This is a genomic window from Acinetobacter sp. GXMZU3951 (assembly GCF_054457875.1).
The window spans coordinates 70,181-91,279 of the sequence record NZ_JBTLFO010000004.1 but is presented as its reverse complement, the minus strand read 5'-3'; the positions used below and the strand labels follow the sequence as shown (position 1 = coordinate 91,279).

Genomic DNA, 21,099 nt, shown 5'->3' with positions numbered 1-21,099 from the left:
TTCTATGGCTTTACAACAAAACCATAGCGTTGAAAAATCTGTTTTGCTGTGTGATGTGTACGCACAAAATGTTCGAACTGCACTGCCTCTTTATTGGTTACACCCTGACGAGTTAAGGCAATCGGATAAATAATCGGTTGATGGGTATTTTCAGGAAAAATTCCAATAATTTTGACTTTTTGACTCATTAAGGCATCGGTTTTATAGACGATCCCTACGGAACATTCACCACGCTCCACAAAAGCCAATGCCGCACGCACATCATCCGTCCCGACCATTCGCCCCTTTAAACCATTCAGCCAGCCGAGTTTACTCAGACTTTGTTTGGCATATTTCCCTGCGGGTACTGACTCCATTTGCCCTGTACATAAATGCCCCTGAAATGAGTGTGCAAAGTTAAATTGCGGCTGGGCTTGAAACGCAATCTTCATTTGGCGTGGACTAATCACGACCAACTGATTAAATAAAAAAGGTTTTACCTGTTGAGGACTAACTTTCTGCTTTTTTAGCAAATAATTCATCCAGTCCAAGTCAGCAGAAAAATAAATGTCGCTATTGGCACCCGCTTCAACTTGTTTGGCCAAAGCCGATGAGGCTCCAAATACTGGCACAATTTTACTTTGCGGATACTGAGTTTGATAAAGTTTTGAAATATCGGTTAAAGCATTGGTCAAGCTAGCCGCCGCATAGACTTTCACTGTTCCAGCCTGTGCTGTAACTGTTAAAAGTGCTGCTATGCCGAACAGTATGACATTTATGCCTTGCATTTCATCACCACTCAAAATCTTGGACTCAATTTTATAGATCAGGTCTAAATAAATAATCCTTGTACCATCGAGCCCTCGGTCAGCGCCTGATTTTCAGGAATTCGAACTAGGCAATTGGCCTGCATGAGATTACTCAGCATATGTGACTGTTGTTTAGACAAATTTTTGATCCTTAACTGCCCTTGCTCAAATTGTGCGGACATTCTTAACAAGCGTTCTCTGGAATCACTTTTAATCGGTTGCGTCAGTGTGGCTGTAAACCAGTTCGGCAAATGTGCTTGACCTTGCAAGGCCAGAAGTAAAGTTGAAGTATAAATTTGCATTCCCACAAATACCGCAGCAGGATTGCCTGGGAGTCCCAATAAATAGCAGACTTGATCCGATGATCGCTGAAATATTGCAAAGAACATGGGCTTGCCAGGTTTTTGTTTAACTTTCCAGAACACTTGCTCGAAGCCTTGGGCCAATGCGACAGGCCTTACAAAATCATAATCCCCGACGGAAACACCGCCTGTAGTCAGAATGACATCGTATTGCTGTTTTAACTGCTGCATCAATTGCATCACCGCAGACTCGGTATCTGCCACATGGAAAATTTTAACGTGTTGCTGCCGCTCGATGAACCACGCCTGAATTAACGGAGCATTGGCATCGAAAATCATACCTGCTGCAAAATCAGCTAAGTTTTGCGCGACTTCATCGCCAGTTATGACCACAGCAATACGTGGATAACGGTAAACCTCGACATCCATTACACCTGCCATACTCAATGCAGCAATTGCACCGACACCTAAATATTGCCCTTTTTGTGCCAGTAATTGCCCTTTTCTGAGTTCTTCCCCGACATCACGAATATCTGCATGAGGTGCCAAATCCGTGGTTATCTTGATTTGATTAGAAGCCAATAGAGTCACAATTTCTTGCCGCGCGACTGTCGTGGTACCTTCTGGAATCTTGGCACCAGTAAATATACGCAGTGCCTGTCCATGTGTTAATTGAATATGTTGATCTTGTCCTGCACGTATTTCACCCACCAATTCAAATGTGGTATTGGCTAAGATTGGCTCATGGCTACATAACGCATAACCATCGACTGCACTTTGGCTAAACAAAGGTAAATCAATTGCAGAGTAAATTTCTGCTGCCAGATAACGATGCAGAGCTTGTGCTAAGGGTATGTTTTCACTGGGTAAAGCGTGTACCTTTTCTAAAATCAAATTCAATGCCTGATCAATGCTAATCAGCCCATGCTCTGCACCACAGCCTGCCATTATTGATATCCTCCCGCATGCGGAATATTTTTCTGTACATCAAACAGATGAATCAAAGCCGGTTGAATGGCAATCAAAGACTCTTTTGCCCCTTGTCGACTACCTGGCAAGGTAATCACCAAACTTTGATCAATATAGCCTGCAACTCCGCGACTAAGTGCAGCATAGGGCGTACGCTTTTGTCCGAAACTTCTAGAAGCTTCCATCAGGCCCGGAATTTCTCTTTTCATCAATGGTTGCAGGGTTTCAACCGTCAGGTCCTTAGGTCCCAGTCCCGTTCCTCCCACGGTCAAAATCAGAGGGTACTGATTTTTTTGCTGTTCAATCAGCGCTAAAAGCTGCTCAGGGCTATCGGGAATAACTTGATAAGCGATCTCTTTAAAATTTGCCTCTTTCAAGATGTCTAAAACATTTAGACCCGCTGTATCTGGCTTTTTCCCTGCGGCCACTGTATCTGAAAGCACAATGATGGATGCAGGAATCGCATCTTTTAAGGCACGGGTATAATGCGATTTTCCGCCTTTTTTTTGCGCCAATTTACACTGATCTAAGCATAAATCTTCAGGTTCACAGTGCGGTTTAAGCATGTCATACAGGGTTAAGCCTGCCAAACTGACTGCCGTGAGTGCCTCCATTTCGACTCCCGTCGGGCCAATGGTTTCGACGGTCGCGGTAATCAGCACATGTTGTTCAAAGAGTTCATATTCCACATCCGCGCGGTAAATGGGTAATGGATGGCACAGTGGAATCAGTTCATCTGTCCGTTTTGCTGCCAAAATTCCCGCAATACGGGCCGTTTTCAAGGCATCCCCCTTTTCGGTATTGCCATTACGCAGTAATTCTATGCAATGTGCAGGTGCATGCAGAATTCCCGTTGCAACCGCAACCCGATAACTTTCGGCTTTCATGCCTACATTTTTCATTGCTGATTCCTATAATTCTAAATTTAGACCGAAGCGGTATGAGTATGCTGCTGCTGGCAGTCATGCTGATGGCGATGCTCAGATGTTTTCACCCCATCATCATGGTCTTTACGAATACAACAGCCTTCTACATATTGACTGCTGCCATCTGCATAAAATTCTTCCTTCCAGACAGGCACTTCATGTTTGACTCGCTCTACCGCTTCTTCGCAGGCTTGAAAAGCTGCACGGCGATGTACGGCATAGGCCATGGCAATAATGGCGGTATCACCAATTGCTAAAGCACCAACGCGGTGGATTACTCGCACATAGGACACCTGATATTTGGCTTGAATTTCCTGCTCAATCGCTCGAATCATTTTTTCTGCAACAGGTGCGTAAGCGGTATATTTCAAAGCTTTGACGGCTTTACCCTCGTGATGGTTGCGCACTGTGCCGATAAAAATGCCAATTCCGCCACACTCAGGAAAATGCTGTATGCCATCAAAATAGTCTTGGTTGAGTGCCGTCGTCTGAATTCGGGAAAAATTCTTCAAGCTCATCTGCTTAGCCTCCCGCCACAGGTGATAACAACACCAAAGTCATGGCATGTTGTATGGGAGTTTGACGCGGTACAATGTCTTCACCAACTGCACAGGCACATCGGTCAATCAAGGTTTTGGCTTCAGGATACAATGCCGCAACATGGCTTAAGACGGCACCAATATCCGCATGTGCTGGACTCTGAATGACCAAATTCGAGGGCAGTAATTTTTCTACCGCACCATAGGCTTCAATTCGAATGGGAATACTTGAATTGGCTTGCATCAGACTAACCTCCGATCATATGCATACTAATTTTTCTGTGAGTCTGCTGCGCCTGTATGGCATGAAACCCTGCGTTTTTATTCCAGATATAAGTTGCAAGCTTTTGCTCTAATCCGTTTGGGGATAGTGTTGTCTCAGCTTCAAGTTGTTCAATCTCCTTTTTTAAAGCCAAGCCCTGCGTGGCAAACAAACAGTTATAAAACTCACCTTGCGCAGTCAGTCGGACACGGTCACATTCCCCACAAAAGGCATGGGTAATGGTTGAAATAATGCCAATGGGATGCCCATCGACCAAGTATTGTCGTGCTGGACTGCGGGTTGGCTCTGTTAGGGTTTGAATGCTGAAGGTAGATGCAAGCGTAGTCAAAATTTGATGTTCACTAACCACTTGTTCCGTAGTCCAACGACGGTCGCCATCGAGAGGCATAAATTCAATAAACCGCAGTGGAATCCCCAAGTCTTTTGCCCACTGCACCAGTGGAATAATCTGATCTTCATTTGTGCCTTGCATCAACACCGTATTAATTTTAACTGGCAGCCCGACTGCTAAAGCAGCTTGAATTCCTTCAAGTACAGGCGCTAGCTGTTTTTGGGTGAGCTGTTCAAATTGTGTGGCATTTAGACTATCTAAACTAATATTGAGATTGTCGAGTCCGGCAAGTTTTAACGCTTGTGCATATTTCTTTAGGTAATGACCATTACTGGTCATGGAAATTTGCTTGAGTCCAAGTGGTCTTAGTTTTTGTAATTCTGCAATAAAGTGCACCACCCCCTGACGCATTAAGGGCTCACCCCCGGTAATGCGGATATGTTCAATGCCACGTTGCACCATAAACTGGCAAAACTGGAACAGGGCTTCAAAGCTGAGCAATTGGTGTTTCTTCATCCATTCTGGATGTTCAGGCATGCAATAGACACACTTGAAATTACAGCGATCCGTCACTGAAATTCGAAGTTTACGCTTGCTGCGACCAAATTGGTCTGTAAAAGCCACGCTAACGTTGTGTCTAAATTTTGTCATACTGATATTCCAAGTTGGGAATGACCACCGCACCATCACTGTGCTGTTGCATTTATTGCACTGCGATTGTGCTTATAGCTATAAAATACTTAGCAATAAGTGTTCCAACTTTGTGCTTGAAGAACATTTAACTGAGGAGTTTTAATTGCTGATGTTGTTGTAATTCATCCAGTGAATTAATACTGTGAAAAAATAAGTTTTTGTTATTAAAGTGCGCTACTTGCGGGTGCAATTCTGCAAAGCACTGTCTTAAGCTGAACTGTTTTAGTTCAATATGATGATTTAGTTGCGTCAATGCACTGCGTTTAAGCAGACAGAAGGGATACAGTGCCCGACCATTGATTGCCACATAAGCCACTTCTGCATGTATGTTTTTTGCCAGTGCGGCATGCAGTTTGTCAATCACACGTTTTGGTATATACGTCACATCGCAAGGTACAAATAATACATAATCGGCCTGAACATGCGCCCACGCACTTTTCATGCCCATCAATGGACCTAAAAAGCCCGCTTGTTCATCTTGATAATAGTGAATACTCGGCACAAGTTTACGATACAGTGAATAGTCCCGATGACTATTCACCCAGACGGTATTGACCTGATTTTTTAAAGTTTGTTGAATTTTTAAAAGTTGCATCTGGTCATCAAAAGTTTGTAAAAGTTTATTCATCCCATTCATGCGTCGTGCTTGTCCTCCCGCAAGAATGACCAGATCAGTGACAGGATAGCTTTTGCTCATTCCACACCCTCCGTTTGACAGGCTTTAATTAAACCGCGAATTTCAGGCAGACAAGAACCACAGTTGCCGCCTGCTTTTAAACATGCCGTGACTTGTTTTTCGTTGGTGATGTTTTTCTCTTTAATGGTTTCCATTATTCGGTTCTTGCCGACTTTAAAACAACTACAGACCAATGCACCTTCATTGTTGTTCATCGACATAGGCTGCCCTGCCAACAAAGCCTTCCGGTGCAGAGCACTGAGACGTTCACGCTTAAACAAAGTTGCAACCCAGTCACGATCTGGCAGCAAGGCACGCGGTGCAATGTAGAGGCTGGCGATTAAAATCCCATCTTTCAATATGACACTATGGCTGATTTGAGCACTATGATCATCAAGATTGAGCCATTCAAAACTTTCATCATGAAATGGCAACAGGGCTTTTAAATCTTGGGTGATATTTTCATATTTACGACGATCTGCAAGTTCATAGCGTACGGCTTTGGCCGTAGTGACTTTGGTCCACCAAACACAGGCTTCAATAGAGCCCTTCACCATCGCAGCAAACTCATTTCGCACATAAAATACCCCTTGCCATTGGGTATAAAAGGGTTGCAGCATCACCGGCGTGTGTTTAAATTCAGGCTCACCAGAAATGGCATCCACCACGGGATTCACCACTTTACCAATGCGGGCATCTGAAGCGACTTGGTCATTCCAATGAATTGGTGCAAAGATTTGACCACGGCGAATGCCTTGTGAAATGGTGGTTTTAAGTACACATCGCCCCCAAGCCGATGAAACCTCAACCAAATCTCCTTCTTTTAAGCCATATTTCAAAGCATCTTGTGCATGAATTTCACAAAATGGCTCGGCACGATGGGTACTTAAGTTTGCAGACAATCCTGTACGGCTCATGGTATGCCATTGATCACGAATACGCCCAGTATTTAAGATCAAAGGATACTCACGGGTACACGTATGCGCAGGTGCGACATTTTCAACAGAAATAAATTGAGCTTTTGCATTGGCATGGCTAAATTGCCCATTGGCATAAATTTGTCGCACAGTTTCAGCGGACTGCTGTTTCTCCCAAACGGGCCACTGGATAGGATTTAAATCATCATATTCTTGCGCTGTGAGTTCGGTTAAGCCTTGCAAATTAAAATAGCGAAAGGTCTCTGATTCATCTCGACGTACTAAAGGGACATTGTTACAGGCAGAAAGTTGAGCGTGTTCGGTAAATATCTGACTGACATTTTGAAAGTCAAACCCACTAAAGCCCATTTTTTGGGCCACTTGAGAAACCGTCCACCAATCTGCCTTGGCAATACCTGGGGCATCTAAAAAGGCACGTTGTCTGGAAATGCGACGTTCTGAGTTGGTGACGGTGCCATCTTTTTCTCCCCAGCCTAATGCTGGTAATAAAACATCGGCAAAAGCAGTGGTATCCGTGTTTTCACAAATATCTGAAACCACAACGAACGGACATTTTTCCAAGGCGCGTTTGACTTGATCAGCATTGGGTAAACTGACGACGGGGTTGGTTGCCATAATCCACAGCGCCTTGATTTTGCCAGTTTCAACCGCCTCAAATAAGTCTACCGCTTTTAAACCGGCTGCTTTGGCAATAACAGGACTTTGCCAGAAATTCTGTACCAACTGCTGATGCTGCACATTATCAAGATCTAAATGGGCGGCCAGCATATTGGCGAGACCACCCACTTCACGTCCTCCCATGGCATTCGGCTGACCTGTCATGGAGAACGGTGCGGCACCAGTTTTGCCAATTTTCCCACTATATAAATGGCAATTGGTAATGGCATTGGCTTTGTTCACCCCTTGCGAGGATTGATTCACGCCCATTGAAAACAGGGTCATCACGCGTTCAGTTTGTGCAAATTTTGCATAAAATTGCAGGAGTTTTTCGAGGGTAATTCCGGTTTGTGTTGCGACATCTTCAGGGTCTTGTTCCGCTAGGCTACTGTGTAAGGCAGCTTCCACACCTTGGGTATGCGCCTCAATAAAAGCCTGATCGGCAAAACCGTTTTGATGCAGATATTGCAATAAGCCATTAAAGAGTGCGATATCCTGTCCGGGTAAAATAGGCAAATGTAAATCTGCCTGTTCACAGGTACTGGTAAATCGTGGATCTACCACAACGACAAAAATATCGCGTTCTGCTTTCGCCTGCATAATGCGTTGATAGAGAACGGGATGACACCACGCTGTATTAGAGCCGACCAGCACCACCATATCCGTCTGTTCGAAGTCCTGGTAACTCGCAGGGACTATGTCTTCCCCAAAAACACGTTTATGTGCTGCCACTGCGGAAGACATACATAAGCGTGAATTGGTGTCGATATTTGCAGTACCTAAATAGCCTTTTACAAATTTATTGACCACATAATAGTCTTCAGTCAGAAGTTGTCCTGACACATACAAGGCTATGCTTTCAGGTCCATATTGATCTATACAAGCTTGGAACTGTTCTGCTACCTGATTTATGGCTGCATCCCAAGTTGCCATTTTACGTGCAGTACTTCTACCTAGCATAGGTTGTAATAAACGTGTTTCCAGTCCAAGGGTATCGGCTAAGTTACTGCCTTTAATACACAATTTACCGAAATTGGAGGGATGCGTAGCATCGCCCTCCACACTGACAACCTGTCCTTGCGCCGTATGTTTAACATGTGCAACAACACCACAACCTACACCACAATAAGGACAGGTTGTACTTGTACTCACCGCAACTTGAGTCGTCGAGCTTTGAAGTTCCACAAATGGAATACTGGTCATACGGTGCTCCCTTTTATTACTTTTGAACCCATGGCAGCAAAAATTGTTGTACCTAAAGTTAACCTACTTTTTTTAATGCAAAATCCCGACCAAAAAGCAATTTATTGCGAATATTAGAAATTGGAGTTTGATCCGCAATCAATTCTGCATACCAAGCCCCATCTTCCGTATCGCCAAACAATACCGCGCCAATCACTTTGTCATGCTGAATAATGATGCGTTTATAAATTTGACGCTTTTCATCATTTAAGATGATGTCTTCAAAATCTTCCGTCGGTTCGAAATTACCTGCGGAGAACACATCCACACCACTGACTTTCAGTTGAGTTGGCACAGTAGGTGCTTTGAAGGTCAAACTGCCATGCTCTGCCAAATGCGAAGCACAGATAAAAGCTTGTCCCCATAATGGTTCAACTAAACCAAAGGTCTGACTACGATGTTCAATACATTCACCGACGGCATAGATACTTGGGTCATAGGTTTGCATGGTGTCATTCACCATAACCCCGCGATTCGTTCTTAAACCTGCACTTTGCGCCAAGCTGATATTTGGGCGAATACCGACTGCAAATACCACTAAGTCTGCATCTAATAGCGTTCCATCTTTCAGGCGAATTTGATTGACATGACCGTCTACACCTAACAACGCCTCAGTATTGGCTTCGGTAATAATTTTGATGCCTTTTTCTTCAATGCTATGTCGAAGCATGTGGCTGGCACGACTGTCGAGTTGACGATCCATAATACGATCCATCAAGTGCAGTACGGTGACATTCATGCCACGGCGTTTTAATCCGTAGGCGGCTTCTAGTCCAAGTAAGCCTCCACCAATCACCACGGCATTTTTCTTGTTTTGGGTATATTCCAGCATCTGATTGACATCATAAATGTCGCGGAAGCTCATCACACCTTTCAGTTCAGTCCCAGCAATTGGAGGAATAAACGGTTTTGAACCTGTCGCTAAAATTAAACGATCGTAATTCACTGCCACGCCTTTTTGGGTATGGACTTGCTTACGCGGACGATCGATCTTGATGGCAGGGTCGTCTGCAATAAACTGGATGCCTTTTTCACTATACCACGCATGCGAATGTAGCATAATGTCTTCAATGGTTTTATCCCCCGAAAGCACAGGTGACAGCATAATGCGATTATAGTTGCCCCATGGTTCTTCACCAATCACCGTGATTTCATAACGATCGGGTGCCATATCCAATAAGTCTTCAAGGCAGCGCATGCCTGCTAAACCATTCCCCACCAACACCAGTTTCATTTTTTCTGAACTGACGCCGTTGTTAGTGATATAGGTTTTTTGTGCAGTTGGACAGACCAGAACACGCTCATTCTGGATTTTAGTTGGAAAAACCAAAAGCTTTTGGTCTTTGTCCTCCAAACAGCGTCCTGTCGCCAAACTAAAATGTTGTTTATAAATTGGCGAAGCAATCACGCGCTCCCCTTGCAAGTCGCCGATAATGCCACGGCTCATGACATTGGCTTGGCTAAACGGGTCTTTATTACTGAGTGCATACACCCGCTTTTCTGTACCGACACGGAATAACGCCACAGATTGTCCACCAACTAAGGCGCCCACACCTGTATTCGGGGTGATGTCCTGTAATGCGCAAACATCTATCCACTCTTGTTCTGGAAGCATATTTTTATTGTTTAAACTGGTCATCTTGATTCTCCTGATTATGCTTCAACCATTGGAATACGCTCTGCGGCACGTTCCGCTTCACTAAGTGGACGAATTTGTCCACGCTCTTGCGTAAATTGAATATGTGGATCAGCTTGCTGGTCTGCCTCAGCATTAATATACGTTTGGAAGCGTTTACGGATTTCAGGGTTTTCCACTGCGGTACGCCATTCATCTTGATAAGTACCAATAATGTGCTGCATACGACGCTCAAGTTCAGCGGCAAGACCCAGTGAGTCTTCAATAATCACTGATTTTAGATAATCCAAGCCGCCTTCCATGTTGTCACGCCATACGCTGGTACGTTGCAAGCGATCAGCCGTTTGAATATAGAACATGAAGAAACGGTCGATATAACGAATCAGGGTTTCAGTATTTAAGTCAGATGCAATCAGTTCTGCATGGCGTGGTTTCATGCCGCCATTACCGCAGACATAGAGGTTCCAGCCTTTTTCAGTGGCAATCACCCCAACGTCTTTCCCTTGTGCTTCAGCACATTCGCGGGTACAGCCCGACACGGCCATTTTTAATTTATGTGGTGAACGGAGTCCTTTGTAACGGTTCTCAAGGAAAATGGCTAAGCCGACTGAATCATCTACACCATAACGGCACCACGTACTTCCAACACAAGATTTCACAGTACGCAGTGATTTACCGTAAGCATGACCCGATTCAAAACCTGCCGCATTCAGTTCTTCCCAAATGAGTGGCAACTGGTGGACTTGTGCTCCGAACATGTCCACACGTTGACCACCAGTAATTTTGGTATATAGATTATATTTTTTTGCAATTTGACCGACTGCAATAAGACCATCTGGAGTCACTTCACCTCCTGCCATTCGCGGTACAATTGAGTAAGAGCCATCTTTTTGAATATTGCCCAAATAGTAGTCATTACTGTCTTGTAAACCCGCATGTTTTGGTTCAAGTACAAAATCATTCCAGCAAGATGCCAAAATGTTGGCTGCTGTAGGTTTACAGATGTCACAGCCTAGACCATGTCCATGTTGATGAATCAAATCTTCAAAACTCTTGATTTCATTCACGCGTACCAAGTGATACAACTCTTGGCGCGAATACGGAAAGTGTTCACAAATGTGATTATTGACCGTTACCCCTTGACGTTGTAATTCGGCTTTTAATACCTGTGTCACCAATGGTGTACAACCACCGCAAGCCGTCGCCGCTTTGGTACATTTTTTCAATGCACCCAGTGAAGTAGAACCCTCACTAATGGCTTGGCAAATATCAGCTTTGGAAACGTTGTTACAGGAACAAATGGTGGCACTGTCTGGGAGTAAATCAACACCACTGCCGCCTGCTTTGGTACCTGAGTCGGTAAAGCCCGGCATGATCAGACTTTCTGGCACTTCGGGTAAGGCCAGCCCATTTAGCATCATTTGAAGTAAGTCATTATATTCTTTAGCGTCACCAACCAGTACTGCACCGAGCAGTTTGGTTTTTTCGGCATTCACCACAATTTTTTTATACACCAGTGCGGCTTCATCGGCATAAAAATAGCTGAGTGAATTGGGTGTCATGGCATGAGCATCACCGACTGAAGCCACATCGACCCCCATCAATTTTAGTTTGGTGCTCATGTCGGCACCCGCAAATAACCCAGTTTCTTGCTGCATGATGTGTTTAGCCGCAATCCGTGCCATGTCATAACCCGGTGCAACTAAACCATAAATTTTATTGTTCCAAAGTGCGCACTCACCAATGGCATAAACATCTTCATGGCTGGTTTGGCAGTAATCATTGATTACAATGCCGCCACGCTCACCAATTGCGAGTCCGCTAGCGCGAGCCAGTTCATCACGTGGGCGAATGCCTGCTGAAAACAGCACGATATCCGTTTCGAGTTCAGAACCATCGCCAAATTTCATGACATGAACTGCGGACGCACCATCCTCAATGGCTTGGGTTGCTTTTTGGGTATGCACTTTAACGCCAAGATTTTCGATTTTCGTGCGTAATACCTTTCCGCCCAAGTCATCAACCTGAACGGCCATCAAACGTGGTGCGAACTCGACCACATGGGTCTCCAGTTCTAAATCACGCAGTGCTTTGGCAGCTTCCAGCCCCAATAAACCACCACCAATCACAACCCCTGTTTTGGCATTTAAACTGGCGGCTTTAATGGCATCTAAGTCTTCAATGGTCCGGTACACAAAGCAATTTTTACGATCATTGCCCGGAATTGGCGGTACAAAGGCATAAGACCCTGTTGCCAGCACCAGTTTGTCATAACTTATGGTCTCACCATGATTGGTGGTCACGCATTTATTTTCAACATCTATACTGCTGGCTTTGGTATTGAGGCGTAAATCTATGCCATAGGCATCGGCAAAGTCCGCACGGGCAAGCGATAAATCTTTGGCACTTTTACCAGAGAAGTATTCAGTTAAATGTACTCGGTCATAAGCAAGACGAGGTTCTTCGGCAAGAATAGTGATTTCAACGTCATCCCCCGCATGTTCCAGCACACTCTCAATAAATTTGTGCCCGACCATACCATGACCAATCATAAGTAGTTTCATATCATTCTCCTTAATTTTTTTACTTATGCCATGTTGTTGCGATCAAGCACGGCTTGTTCAAATAGACGTTGTTCTTTCTCTTTGTGTTCGACTGAAAAGCGGATCATGAGGACAAAACTTGCGGCAATCACAACGAGCCCACCGAGTACCATGAGGCAGGTTTGAATATCCAAAACACCTTTGAGGAGGAAACCTGCCGCAACTGCACCGACATTGCCGCCTGCCCCAATAATGCCTGCAACTCCGCCTAAGGCATCACGGTCAATAAATGGCACCAAGGCATAAGTTGCACCACACGCCATATGGGTAAATAAGGCAAATATCGTCATGCTTAAGATGGCCAGCATGGCTGTGTTCATTTGCGAGAATAAAATCAGGAACAGACCTTCCATCAAAATCATGCAGAACAAGACTTTGGTTCGACCATCCAGCCCTTTTTTAGTAGCAACCTTATCTGAAATAATGCCGCCTAAGGCACGAGCGAATAGCGCCAATAAACCGAAGATGCCTGCTGCGAGTCCTGCTTCTTTTAAACCGAAGTCAAAATTTTCGACGTAGTACATCGCCACAATGTTGTGAATGAAGATTTCTATGCCAAAGCAAGCCGCATAAGCCCCAAATAAAATCCAAACCCGATAGTTACGCGCGGCATGTAGCAGAATGTTTAAGCCACCTTTTTTATCACTACCAACTTGCACGCCTTGAGCACGTAATTCTTTAAAGTTGCCTTGAGGACAATCTTGGGTATATTTCCAGTACAAGCCCCCAACAATCAGCATCATGATGCCTGGTACAAGCAAGGCAATACGCCAGCCCATAGATTGCTCTACACCAAACATCACAATTGCAGCTAACAACAGCGGCATTAAGGCTTGTGTAGCACCACCGCCCGCATTGCCCCAACCCGCCGTAGTGGCATTTGCCGTACCCACCACGTTGGGAGCAAACATAATGCTGGTGTGGTATTGGGTAATCACGAAACTTGCGCCAATCGCACCAATTAAAAGGCGGAAAAACAGGAATGATTCATAGCTATTCGATGCTGCTACCCCGAATACCGGAATACTGCCTAAGATCAGTAAGGTGGTATAAGTTTTACGAGGGCCATATTTGTCACACAGCGGCCCCACGATCAATCGAACCAAAATGGTGATGGCGACTGCTGCAATATTGATATTGGCAATTTGATTTTTAGTGAGATGAAATTCACCCGCAATCACCGGCATTAAGGGTGCACAGGCAAACCATGCAAAGAAGCAGACAAAAAAGGCGAGCCAACTCATGTGGAAGGCTCGCATCGCTGAAGTCTTAAAGTTGAAAAGACTTATTGTTGTGGCTTTTTTCTCATATAAATTTGAAGACATAACCTTCTCCTTCCTGAACTGAACGTATTTAAAGTTCTGTTATCCTGCTTGTGCGGTTTAACAGTTCGATCAGAACGGACATCGTTGGCCGTCTTGCAAATTTTAAGAGTCGTCTTTGACTCAAGTTGAATATTGCAAAGTGTGTGCCAATATTCAAATATAAACTCTAAACATATGATTTATATCAATAATATTTTTTATAGCGCGATCAATCATCGTTTAATTACGTTCGCGAAAGAAAGATGCTCTCCGCTACTTTGGTGCAAAATGCATTTTTTATTATCGAATGCCACTAAATGGCTCAACTTGCCTTTAAATAGTGCAAGATTGCGCGCCCAACCTAGTTCATCGTTATTTTTTGTATATGCAATCGTGATTAAAATTAGTTGGTCTATTTTTTGCTTACAAAATATTCAAATATAAATCGAGTCGATTTAGACTCATGAATTAGCGATAGCTTACATATGTCAAAGCTTAGAATTGCCTTGATTGATGATGATCAAGATCGTGCGCACTACATTCAAGACTCCCTGATTAGTCATGGGTTTGATGTGGTTGCCTGCTTAACCATCGATCACCTGAATATGTTCAAACTTGAACATTTACATGCAGATGTCATTTTATTAGATATGGATCATCCTCATCGCGACATTATTGAAAGCTGCGTCAGCCAATTCGACCTACCTACCGTGCTTTTCACTCAAAATAGCCAAAAAGAGATGATTAAAAGTGCGATTGATGCAGGCATTACCGCTTATATTGTTGATGGCATAGACCCTGCCAAACTGGACAGTATTTTAGAAATTTCGATTGAACAATATAAAAAACATAAAAAATTACTGGCTGATTTAAAGGAAACCAAAAGCAAACTGGCAGATCGTAAAGATGTCGAAAAAGCAAAAGTATTGCTGATGCAATTGCATCAACTGACCGAAGATCAAGCCTTCCAGCTGTTACGTAAAAATGCGATGAGTCACCGCATCACGATGGGTGAAATGGCACGACGTTTACTTGATGCTCAAGAATTACTGCAAACCAAATTGAAGGATTAAGCCATGTCTGCATTAGAAAAAACTCAAATCCAACTTGGCTATATTCCGCTTTTAGATTGTATTGCTCTACTCTGGGCAAAACATCGTGGCTATTTTGAGGAACAAGGCTTAGAGGTCACACTGGTTAAAGAAGCTTCTTGGGCGAGTTTACGTGACCGTTTGGCTTTTGGGCTTTTAGATGCCGCGCACTGCCTTTCAGGGATTTTACCCGCAGCGTTAATTGGTACGGATCATATTGGCATTCCGTTCCAAACCCCGTTGGTGCTGAGCGTCAACCGCGCTTATATTAGCTTAAGCCAGAAACTGTGTTTTGAGTTGAATATACAACCAGAGCAGTCACCGGCGGATGTCGCACAGAAAGTGGTGGATGCAATACAACAAGGAAAAGATATTCAACTTGCGCATGTATTTGCCAATTCGATTCATCATTTTTGTATTCGGGAATGGCTGGCACTGGCTAATGCTGAAGTCGCCCATGCGGTAAAATTACGAATTTTGCCTCCGCCTTATATGGTCGAAGCATTGAACAATCATGCAATTGATGGCTTTTGTGTGGGTGAACCGTGGAATACTCAAGGCGAAATTTTAGGGATTAGTCAGATTGTTGCCTCTAGCCAAGATGTCATTCCCGCCATAGCCGATAAGGTGCTGGCTGTGACAGCGGATTGGGCGAGTACTCATCCCAATACCCTACAAGCCATGACGCAAGCCATTAGCAAATCCCAAAATGAAATTAAGACCATGCAGGATTTTAGTCAAATTTGGGAATTGTTACAGGCTTATGATGTGATTCAGTTTGAATGTTCCGACACGGTGCATGTGCAAAAATTTTATAAAATTCAGAACATCATTCGTAATTTTATTGAAGAGAGTGCCAGTCCAAAAGTTGAAGACTTTGCATGGCTCATTCAGCAAATGCAAAAATGGAGCAAACTACAAGTGCATGATGCTGAACTTAAAAACTTAAGCCAGCAATGCATCATTCAGCTTTAATATGTTTCGATGAAGTTAAAGTTTTCTTAAGGTAAGGATTTGTTCACTGCGCCCAAACGGTCCATGCGTGTCATGCAATACCGCACTGGTGAGCCCCACACCATCAGCACCATATTGCTGTTCAACTTGCAGTCCTAACCACTCACCTTGCGGCAGTCGATACAAATGAATCTGTAAATCCAAATTCGGAAATGCCCAACCAGACTGCGGATCTTGACGAGGCACCACACCATTGGCCGTATCGACCATGCCCATCAGTTTAACAAAGTCACTGGTTGTGCTGCCTTCGACCATGTCACAATGATTAGTCAACCAAACCAAGCCCTTACCTGCACGTCGTGTCGGTTCGGCACGGGCTTCAATACTTTGAATATAGCCGCCTGGCCAACATTGCATACCATCCCAGATCGGTAATTGTTCTGGATGTTGCACCTTTTGATCTTCAAGTCCGGCAATACTGCTGCTATCTTGGGTCAGCATTTTCCATGCGCGTGCCACAATACAGGTTTTCCCCTGTGCCTGCATTTCACTTTCAATCAGCTCTATGGTTTTTCCTGCACGAATCAGTCGCGTAGTAATCGTAAAATCACCAAATGCAATCAAACCAAAAATATCTAAACTGATTCGTCCAATCCGCATTTCATCACGAGGTAAAAACTGTTCCAGTTCTGCACATAACACGCCTGTTGCTGGTGCCATATGTTGCTCATGTGGATTCCAAGCGCCTTGCGCATGAATATTGGCGGTATAATGTGCTATCATGCTACCATTAGCATGCTGTTCACGCTGAATTAAACGATAATATGCTGGCATAATTCTGTCCCTGTAATTGCTCGACTGTGGTCTAAAATTGCTCCACAAAAGTGTTTATTTCACGGCACAAAAACCGTAATAATTCATCAGTTGGCTGTAGGTTTTCACCTTCTTAAACCCGACATTAGAAAGTAATTGCTGCCCCATTTTGGGTGATACCAGAAAGAAATCATGTTGTAAGCGCTCGACCATTTTTTCACTTTGCCCTGCACTCAAGCCATTATTTTCACAAAATTGTTTTAATACCAACACTTCATGAGCTTCGCTTTCTTTCATTAAGTCATAAGTCAGCAACATGCCGTTGGGTTTTAAGCCCGAAAAAATATCTTTAAAAAAGCTTTGTTTCGATTCTAGCGGAATAAAATGTGCCACCAATATACTGAGAACAGCATCAAACATCGGTTCATTTGCGAGACTTTTGGTATCCCCATGGATAAAGCGAACACGGTGAAGAACACCATGTTTTTCCAGGCGCTGCTTAGCTTTACACAGCATCACATGTGATGGATCAATCGCAGTGAACTGCCAGTTGGGGTGTTTTTGTGCTAAATATTGCAGTTCATAACCCGTACCGCAGCCCACCACTAAAATTTGCACCTGAGCTTGCTCACCATAGTGATGTGATAAAATGGCATCAACCTGCTGATGCGTTAATTCATATCCAGGAATGAGCTTGCGAATATGCTCATCATATCCATCCACCACCTGTTGGCTGTTAAAGTCTTTGCCCATGCTGAACCCTTTATTATTGTTTGGCATACATTCATGCAGTTTTAAAATTTGCTGTGTTGTATGCGACTCTATTGTTTCATTAAGCCACTGCCATCGCATCGACCGTTAGTTCAGAAATACTCGGTTTTGGCTGTTCTACCGTTAAACCTAATTTTTGAAATAATTGCTGATCTTTACCCTGTGCCACATTTGTGGTGGTCAAAAGTTTTTCACCAGAGAAAATCGAATTTGCCCCTGCCATAAATGCCAGTGCTTGATCACTGTCTGATAGTGACTCTCGCCCAGCAGAAAGCCGAATATAGCTTTTCGGCATCACAATCCGTGCAACAGCAATCGTGCGAATCCATTCAGTTACATCAAGTTTTTCGACCTCTGCCAACGGTGTGCCTTCAATCGGCACCAACATGTTGACTGGAACAGATTCAGGATGAATCGGCAAGGTAGCCAATTCAAAAATTAAACCAATACGATCGGCCCGTTGCTCCCCCAAACCGACAATGCCACCACTACACACTTTTAAACCTGCATCACGCACATGCTGCAAGGTGTCTAGGCGGTCATCAAAACTGCGCGTACTGATAATATTCGGATAATGTTCACGTGAGGTATCTAAGTTATGGTTGTAATAATCCAAGCCAGCTTGCTGTAAGCGTTGTGCCTGAGAAGGATTGAGCATCCCGAGTGTCATACAGGTTTCTAGACCTAAGGCTTTGACTTCGCGCACCATCTCTAATACATAAGGCATGTCACGTTCATGCGGATTACGCCAAGCAGCCCCCATGCAAAAACGCGAAGAACCCGAAGTTTTGGCGAGTTTAGCTTCTGCAATCACTTTTTCAACTGCAATGCGTTTTTCCGCTTCCAACTTTGAATCATAGCGCGCCGATTGTGAACAATATTTGCAATCTTCTGGGCATTTTCCCGTTTTAATCGAGAGTAAGGTGCTGACCTGAATCTGGTTAGCACTGAAATTTTGACGATGAATCTGTTGTGCCTGAAAAACCAAATCTAAAAATGGTTGATGATACAGGTCTTGTATTTCTGCGCGAGTCCAATCGTGACGAAGTTGCATCATGATTTCCTTTTTATTGTTTGATTAGTTCAGACCATTTTTACTTCCCCCTTTATTCTCAGTCGGAGAATAAAGGGAAAACTCAATTATCATGTAGAATTATGCGATATCTTCCAATAAATTCAGTTCCTTACGCATAAATTCTTGTAATTTGAATTTTTGCGCTTTGCCCGAAGCTGTCATTGGAAACTCGGTAAAGAAACGCACATAGCGCGGCACTTTGTTATGCGAAATATGCTCGGCACAGTAACGACGAATACTTTCTTCAGTCGTTTCATGATGTTCATGCAGAATAATGCAGGCACAGAGTTCTTCACCATAACGGGCATCCGGCAATCCAATCACTTGCACATCACTAACATCTGGATGGGTATATAAGAAATCTTCGATTTCTTTCGGGAACAGGTTTTCACCGCCACGAATCACCACATCTTTAATGCGACCCTTAATTTTCACAAAGCCTTCATCGTCCATTTCTGCGATATCGCCCGTATGCATCCAACGTGCGTTATCAATCACTTCTTGGGTTTTCTCGCCATCTTCCCAATAACCCAGCATCACCGAATAACCACGGACACAGAGCTCACCCAGCTTGCCACGTGGGACGACCTTACCTGCTTCATCGACAATCTTGATTTCTAAATGCGGATGCACGCGACCAACTGTACCGACACGCTGCTCTACCGAGTCTGTGGTTGAGCTTTGCGCACTCACAGGAGCCGTTTCAGTCATGCCATAACAAATGGTAATTTCTGTCATATGCATACGTTCCATCACACGTTGCATAATTTCACGTGGACATGGACTGCCCGCCATAATGCCAGTTCGTAAACTGCTTAAATCAAATTCATCGAATTGCTCATGCTCTAAAGTGGCAATGAACATGGTTGGTACCCCATACGCTGCGGTACATTTTTCTTGTTGAATGGCTTTAAGCGTATCTAAAGGATTAAACACGGCCGATGGATAGACCATGGTTGAACCATGTGTAATACACGCCAAATTGCCCATGACCATACCGAAGCAGTGGAATAATGGCACTGAAATACATACTCGATCTTTCGGGCTTAAATGAATCGCTTCTCCGACAAAATAACCGTTATTTAAAATGTTATTGTGCGTGAGCATGGTGCCTTTCGGATTACCCGTAGTGCCCGAAGTAAATTGAATATTGATGGTTTCATCAAACTGGAGTTCACTGGCAATTGCACTTAAGGTTTCTAGCTGTTTTTTGGTCGGCTCAAGCAAAAGATCATCGAAACGATGAATGCCAGTCTGTTCTACTGGATCAATTTTAATCACGTGTTTTAAATGCGGTAAACGCAAAGAACTTAAAAATTTATTCTCAGTTTCCAGAATTTCTGGGGCAATTTTGGTTAAAAGCTCTTGATAATTGGTGGTTTTAAATTGCGAAGCAATCACTAAACCTTTACAAGACACCTTATTTAACACGTACTCAAGTTCATTACTTTTATACGCAGTATTCAGGTTGACCAAAATAATGCCAGCTTTAAAGGCAGCAAACTGGGTAATGGTCCATTCCACACAATTGGGTGACCAAATGGCAAGACGATCGCCTTTTTTAAATCCTAGTTTGAGTAAGCTACAAGCCAGTGCATTCACCTGAGCTTGTAGCTCTTTATAGCTTAAGCGTACATTTTGGTGCACACTGACCACTGCATCCTGATCTGCATATTGTTCACATGCCTGATCAAATTTTTCACCAATGGTCATGCCCAGTAAAGGCTGACTGCTGGTTCCATACGCGTAGCTTAACCGTACCTGTGTCATTTGAATCACTCTCCTTGATTCTTTGTAATTCTGATTTTTACTCTTTTAGTTTTACAACGTTGACTACTGTGTACGTGATTGCCTACTTTGCATATAAGACTATTTAATTACGCTCCTGTAATTTGCACAGCTTGTACACAAAAATCAGCGACCTGTTTCACAAAGTAGTCTTTGTATTTTTGATCAAACATCACATTACGTGATGGATTTAAAGGCTCAATTACGACGAAAGTCATACTTCCGACAATGCATAACGCCACAGTATTCAAGTCTTCAAATCCGAACTCGCCATTGACTTTCCCTTCGGCAAGAATCTCGTTAATGCTTTGTTTAATCAATTGTTTACTGCGAAAACGCTCATGTTCAATAATTGGATCTACAGGTTCGAACATCAGAGAATACGACAGTTGAGGACTATTTAATGCCCGCTTCACAAACGTGGTGACAGCCTTGTGGAGCTTCTGCTGTGCCGTCATGCCTTCGCTGCTCGCAATGGTATTCAAAATATGAATCTCATGTTGAATCGCTTCAGACAACACTTCAATTAAGACTTCACTTTTATTGTCAAAATAACGGTAAACTAAGCCACTAGAAACGCCTGCACGCTCCGCAATCGCTTGAATTTGCGCATCCTTAAATCCCCCTTGAGCAATAAGTTCACGCGCAGATTGCAAAATCGATTGTCGATTTTGTTCCATTCGTTCTTGCATCAAAGTCGATCTTTTATAGCTCATAATC

The 21,099-nt window shown here is 43.7% G+C and carries 18 protein-coding genes; 2 read left to right on the top strand and 16 right to left on the bottom strand.

The window, feature by feature from the left end:
- Positions 1-2: 2 nt before the first annotated feature.
- The 11 genes from modA to ACX17N_RS08185 all read right to left on the bottom strand — a co-directional run bounded on the left by modA (position 3) and on the right by ACX17N_RS08185 (position 13,908).
- Positions 3-767, bottom strand: coding sequence for a molybdate ABC transporter substrate-binding protein (gene modA / locus ACX17N_RS08235; RefSeq protein WP_458892081.1), 765 nt, complete (start codon positions 765-767; stop codon positions 3-5).
- A 44-nt stretch (positions 768-811) separates the two neighbouring features.
- Positions 812-2,038, bottom strand: a complete 1,227-nt coding sequence (locus ACX17N_RS08230) for a molybdopterin molybdotransferase MoeA (protein ID WP_458892080.1) — start codon at positions 2,036-2,038, stop codon at positions 812-814.
- Entirely contained in the window at positions 2,038-2,961 is a 924-nt protein-coding gene (moaCB, locus tag ACX17N_RS08225; RefSeq protein ID WP_458892079.1) for a bifunctional molybdenum cofactor biosynthesis protein MoaC/MoaB, read from the bottom strand. Before moaCB ends, ACX17N_RS08230 begins: the two co-directional genes overlap by 1 nt.
- A gap of 23 nt (positions 2,962-2,984) precedes the next feature.
- Complete coding sequence (locus ACX17N_RS08220; protein WP_458892078.1) at positions 2,985-3,503, bottom strand: molybdenum cofactor biosynthesis protein MoaE; 519 nt, start codon at positions 3,501-3,503, stop codon at positions 2,985-2,987.
- A 4-nt stretch (positions 3,504-3,507) separates the two neighbouring features.
- On the bottom strand, positions 3,508-3,768 hold the full coding sequence (locus ACX17N_RS08215; protein ID WP_458892076.1) for a MoaD/ThiS family protein: 261 nt from the start codon (positions 3,766-3,768) through the stop codon (positions 3,508-3,510).
- Positions 3,769-3,772: 4 nt separating this feature from the next.
- Positions 3,773-4,789, bottom strand: a complete 1,017-nt coding sequence (gene moaA / locus ACX17N_RS08210; protein ID WP_458892075.1) for a GTP 3',8-cyclase MoaA — start codon at positions 4,787-4,789, stop codon at positions 3,773-3,775.
- Positions 4,790-4,916: 127 nt separating this feature from the next.
- Positions 4,917-5,528, bottom strand: coding sequence for a molybdenum cofactor guanylyltransferase (mobA, locus tag ACX17N_RS08205; RefSeq protein WP_458892074.1), 612 nt, complete (start codon positions 5,526-5,528; stop codon positions 4,917-4,919).
- On the bottom strand, positions 5,525-8,305 hold the full coding sequence (locus ACX17N_RS08200) for a molybdopterin-dependent oxidoreductase (RefSeq protein WP_458892073.1): 2,781 nt from the start codon (positions 8,303-8,305) through the stop codon (positions 5,525-5,527). The genes mobA and ACX17N_RS08200 overlap by 4 nt, the downstream gene beginning before the upstream one ends.
- Before the next feature lie 58 nt (positions 8,306-8,363).
- On the bottom strand, positions 8,364-9,983 hold the full coding sequence (gene nirD, locus ACX17N_RS08195; protein ID WP_458892072.1) for a nitrite reductase small subunit NirD: 1,620 nt from the start codon (positions 9,981-9,983) through the stop codon (positions 8,364-8,366).
- A 14-nt stretch (positions 9,984-9,997) separates the two neighbouring features.
- The gene (nirB, locus tag ACX17N_RS08190) at positions 9,998-12,544 is read right to left on the bottom strand and encodes a nitrite reductase large subunit NirB (protein ID WP_458892071.1); all 2,547 of its coding nucleotides are present in this window, start codon (positions 12,542-12,544) and stop codon (positions 9,998-10,000) included.
- Between the two features lie 23 nt (positions 12,545-12,567).
- Positions 12,568-13,908 carry an MFS transporter gene (locus tag ACX17N_RS08185; RefSeq protein ID WP_458892070.1) on the bottom strand — a complete coding sequence of 447 codons (1,341 nt, stop codon included), beginning with the start codon at positions 13,906-13,908 and terminating at the stop codon, positions 12,568-12,570.
- Positions 13,909-14,372: 464 nt separating this feature from the next.
- Between ACX17N_RS08185 and ACX17N_RS08180 the strand changes: the two genes are divergently transcribed.
- Together ACX17N_RS08180 and ACX17N_RS08175 are read left to right on the top strand one after the other, a co-directional pair.
- The gene (locus ACX17N_RS08180) at positions 14,373-14,960 is read left to right on the top strand and encodes an ANTAR domain-containing response regulator (RefSeq protein WP_458892068.1); all 588 of its coding nucleotides are present in this window, start codon (positions 14,373-14,375) and stop codon (positions 14,958-14,960) included.
- A gap of 3 nt (positions 14,961-14,963) precedes the next feature.
- Complete coding sequence (locus ACX17N_RS08175) at positions 14,964-15,953, top strand: ABC transporter substrate-binding protein (RefSeq protein WP_458892066.1); 990 nt, start codon at positions 14,964-14,966, stop codon at positions 15,951-15,953.
- Positions 15,954-15,968: 15 nt separating this feature from the next.
- On the opposite strand, the gene ACX17N_RS08170 is transcribed toward ACX17N_RS08175, so the two are convergent.
- The 5 genes from ACX17N_RS08170 to ACX17N_RS08150 form a co-directional block, all read right to left on the bottom strand.
- Entirely contained in the window at positions 15,969-16,766 is a 798-nt protein-coding gene (locus tag ACX17N_RS08170) for a thioesterase family protein (protein ID WP_458892064.1), read from the bottom strand.
- Positions 16,767-16,820: 54 nt separating this feature from the next.
- Entirely contained in the window at positions 16,821-17,498 is a 678-nt protein-coding gene (locus ACX17N_RS08165; protein ID WP_458892062.1) for a class I SAM-dependent methyltransferase, read from the bottom strand.
- A 79-nt stretch (positions 17,499-17,577) separates the two neighbouring features.
- Positions 17,578-18,570, bottom strand: coding sequence for a biotin synthase BioB (bioB, locus tag ACX17N_RS08160; RefSeq protein WP_458892060.1), 993 nt, complete (start codon positions 18,568-18,570; stop codon positions 17,578-17,580).
- A 99-nt stretch (positions 18,571-18,669) separates the two neighbouring features.
- Positions 18,670-20,361 (bottom strand): AMP-binding protein, encoded by a 1,692-nt coding sequence (locus ACX17N_RS08155; RefSeq protein WP_458892059.1) that lies wholly within the window; start codon positions 20,359-20,361, stop codon positions 18,670-18,672.
- Between the two features lie 107 nt (positions 20,362-20,468).
- Positions 20,469-21,095, bottom strand: a complete 627-nt coding sequence (locus ACX17N_RS08150; protein WP_458892058.1) for a TetR/AcrR family transcriptional regulator — start codon at positions 21,093-21,095, stop codon at positions 20,469-20,471.
- Positions 21,096-21,099: the final 4 nt, after the last annotated feature.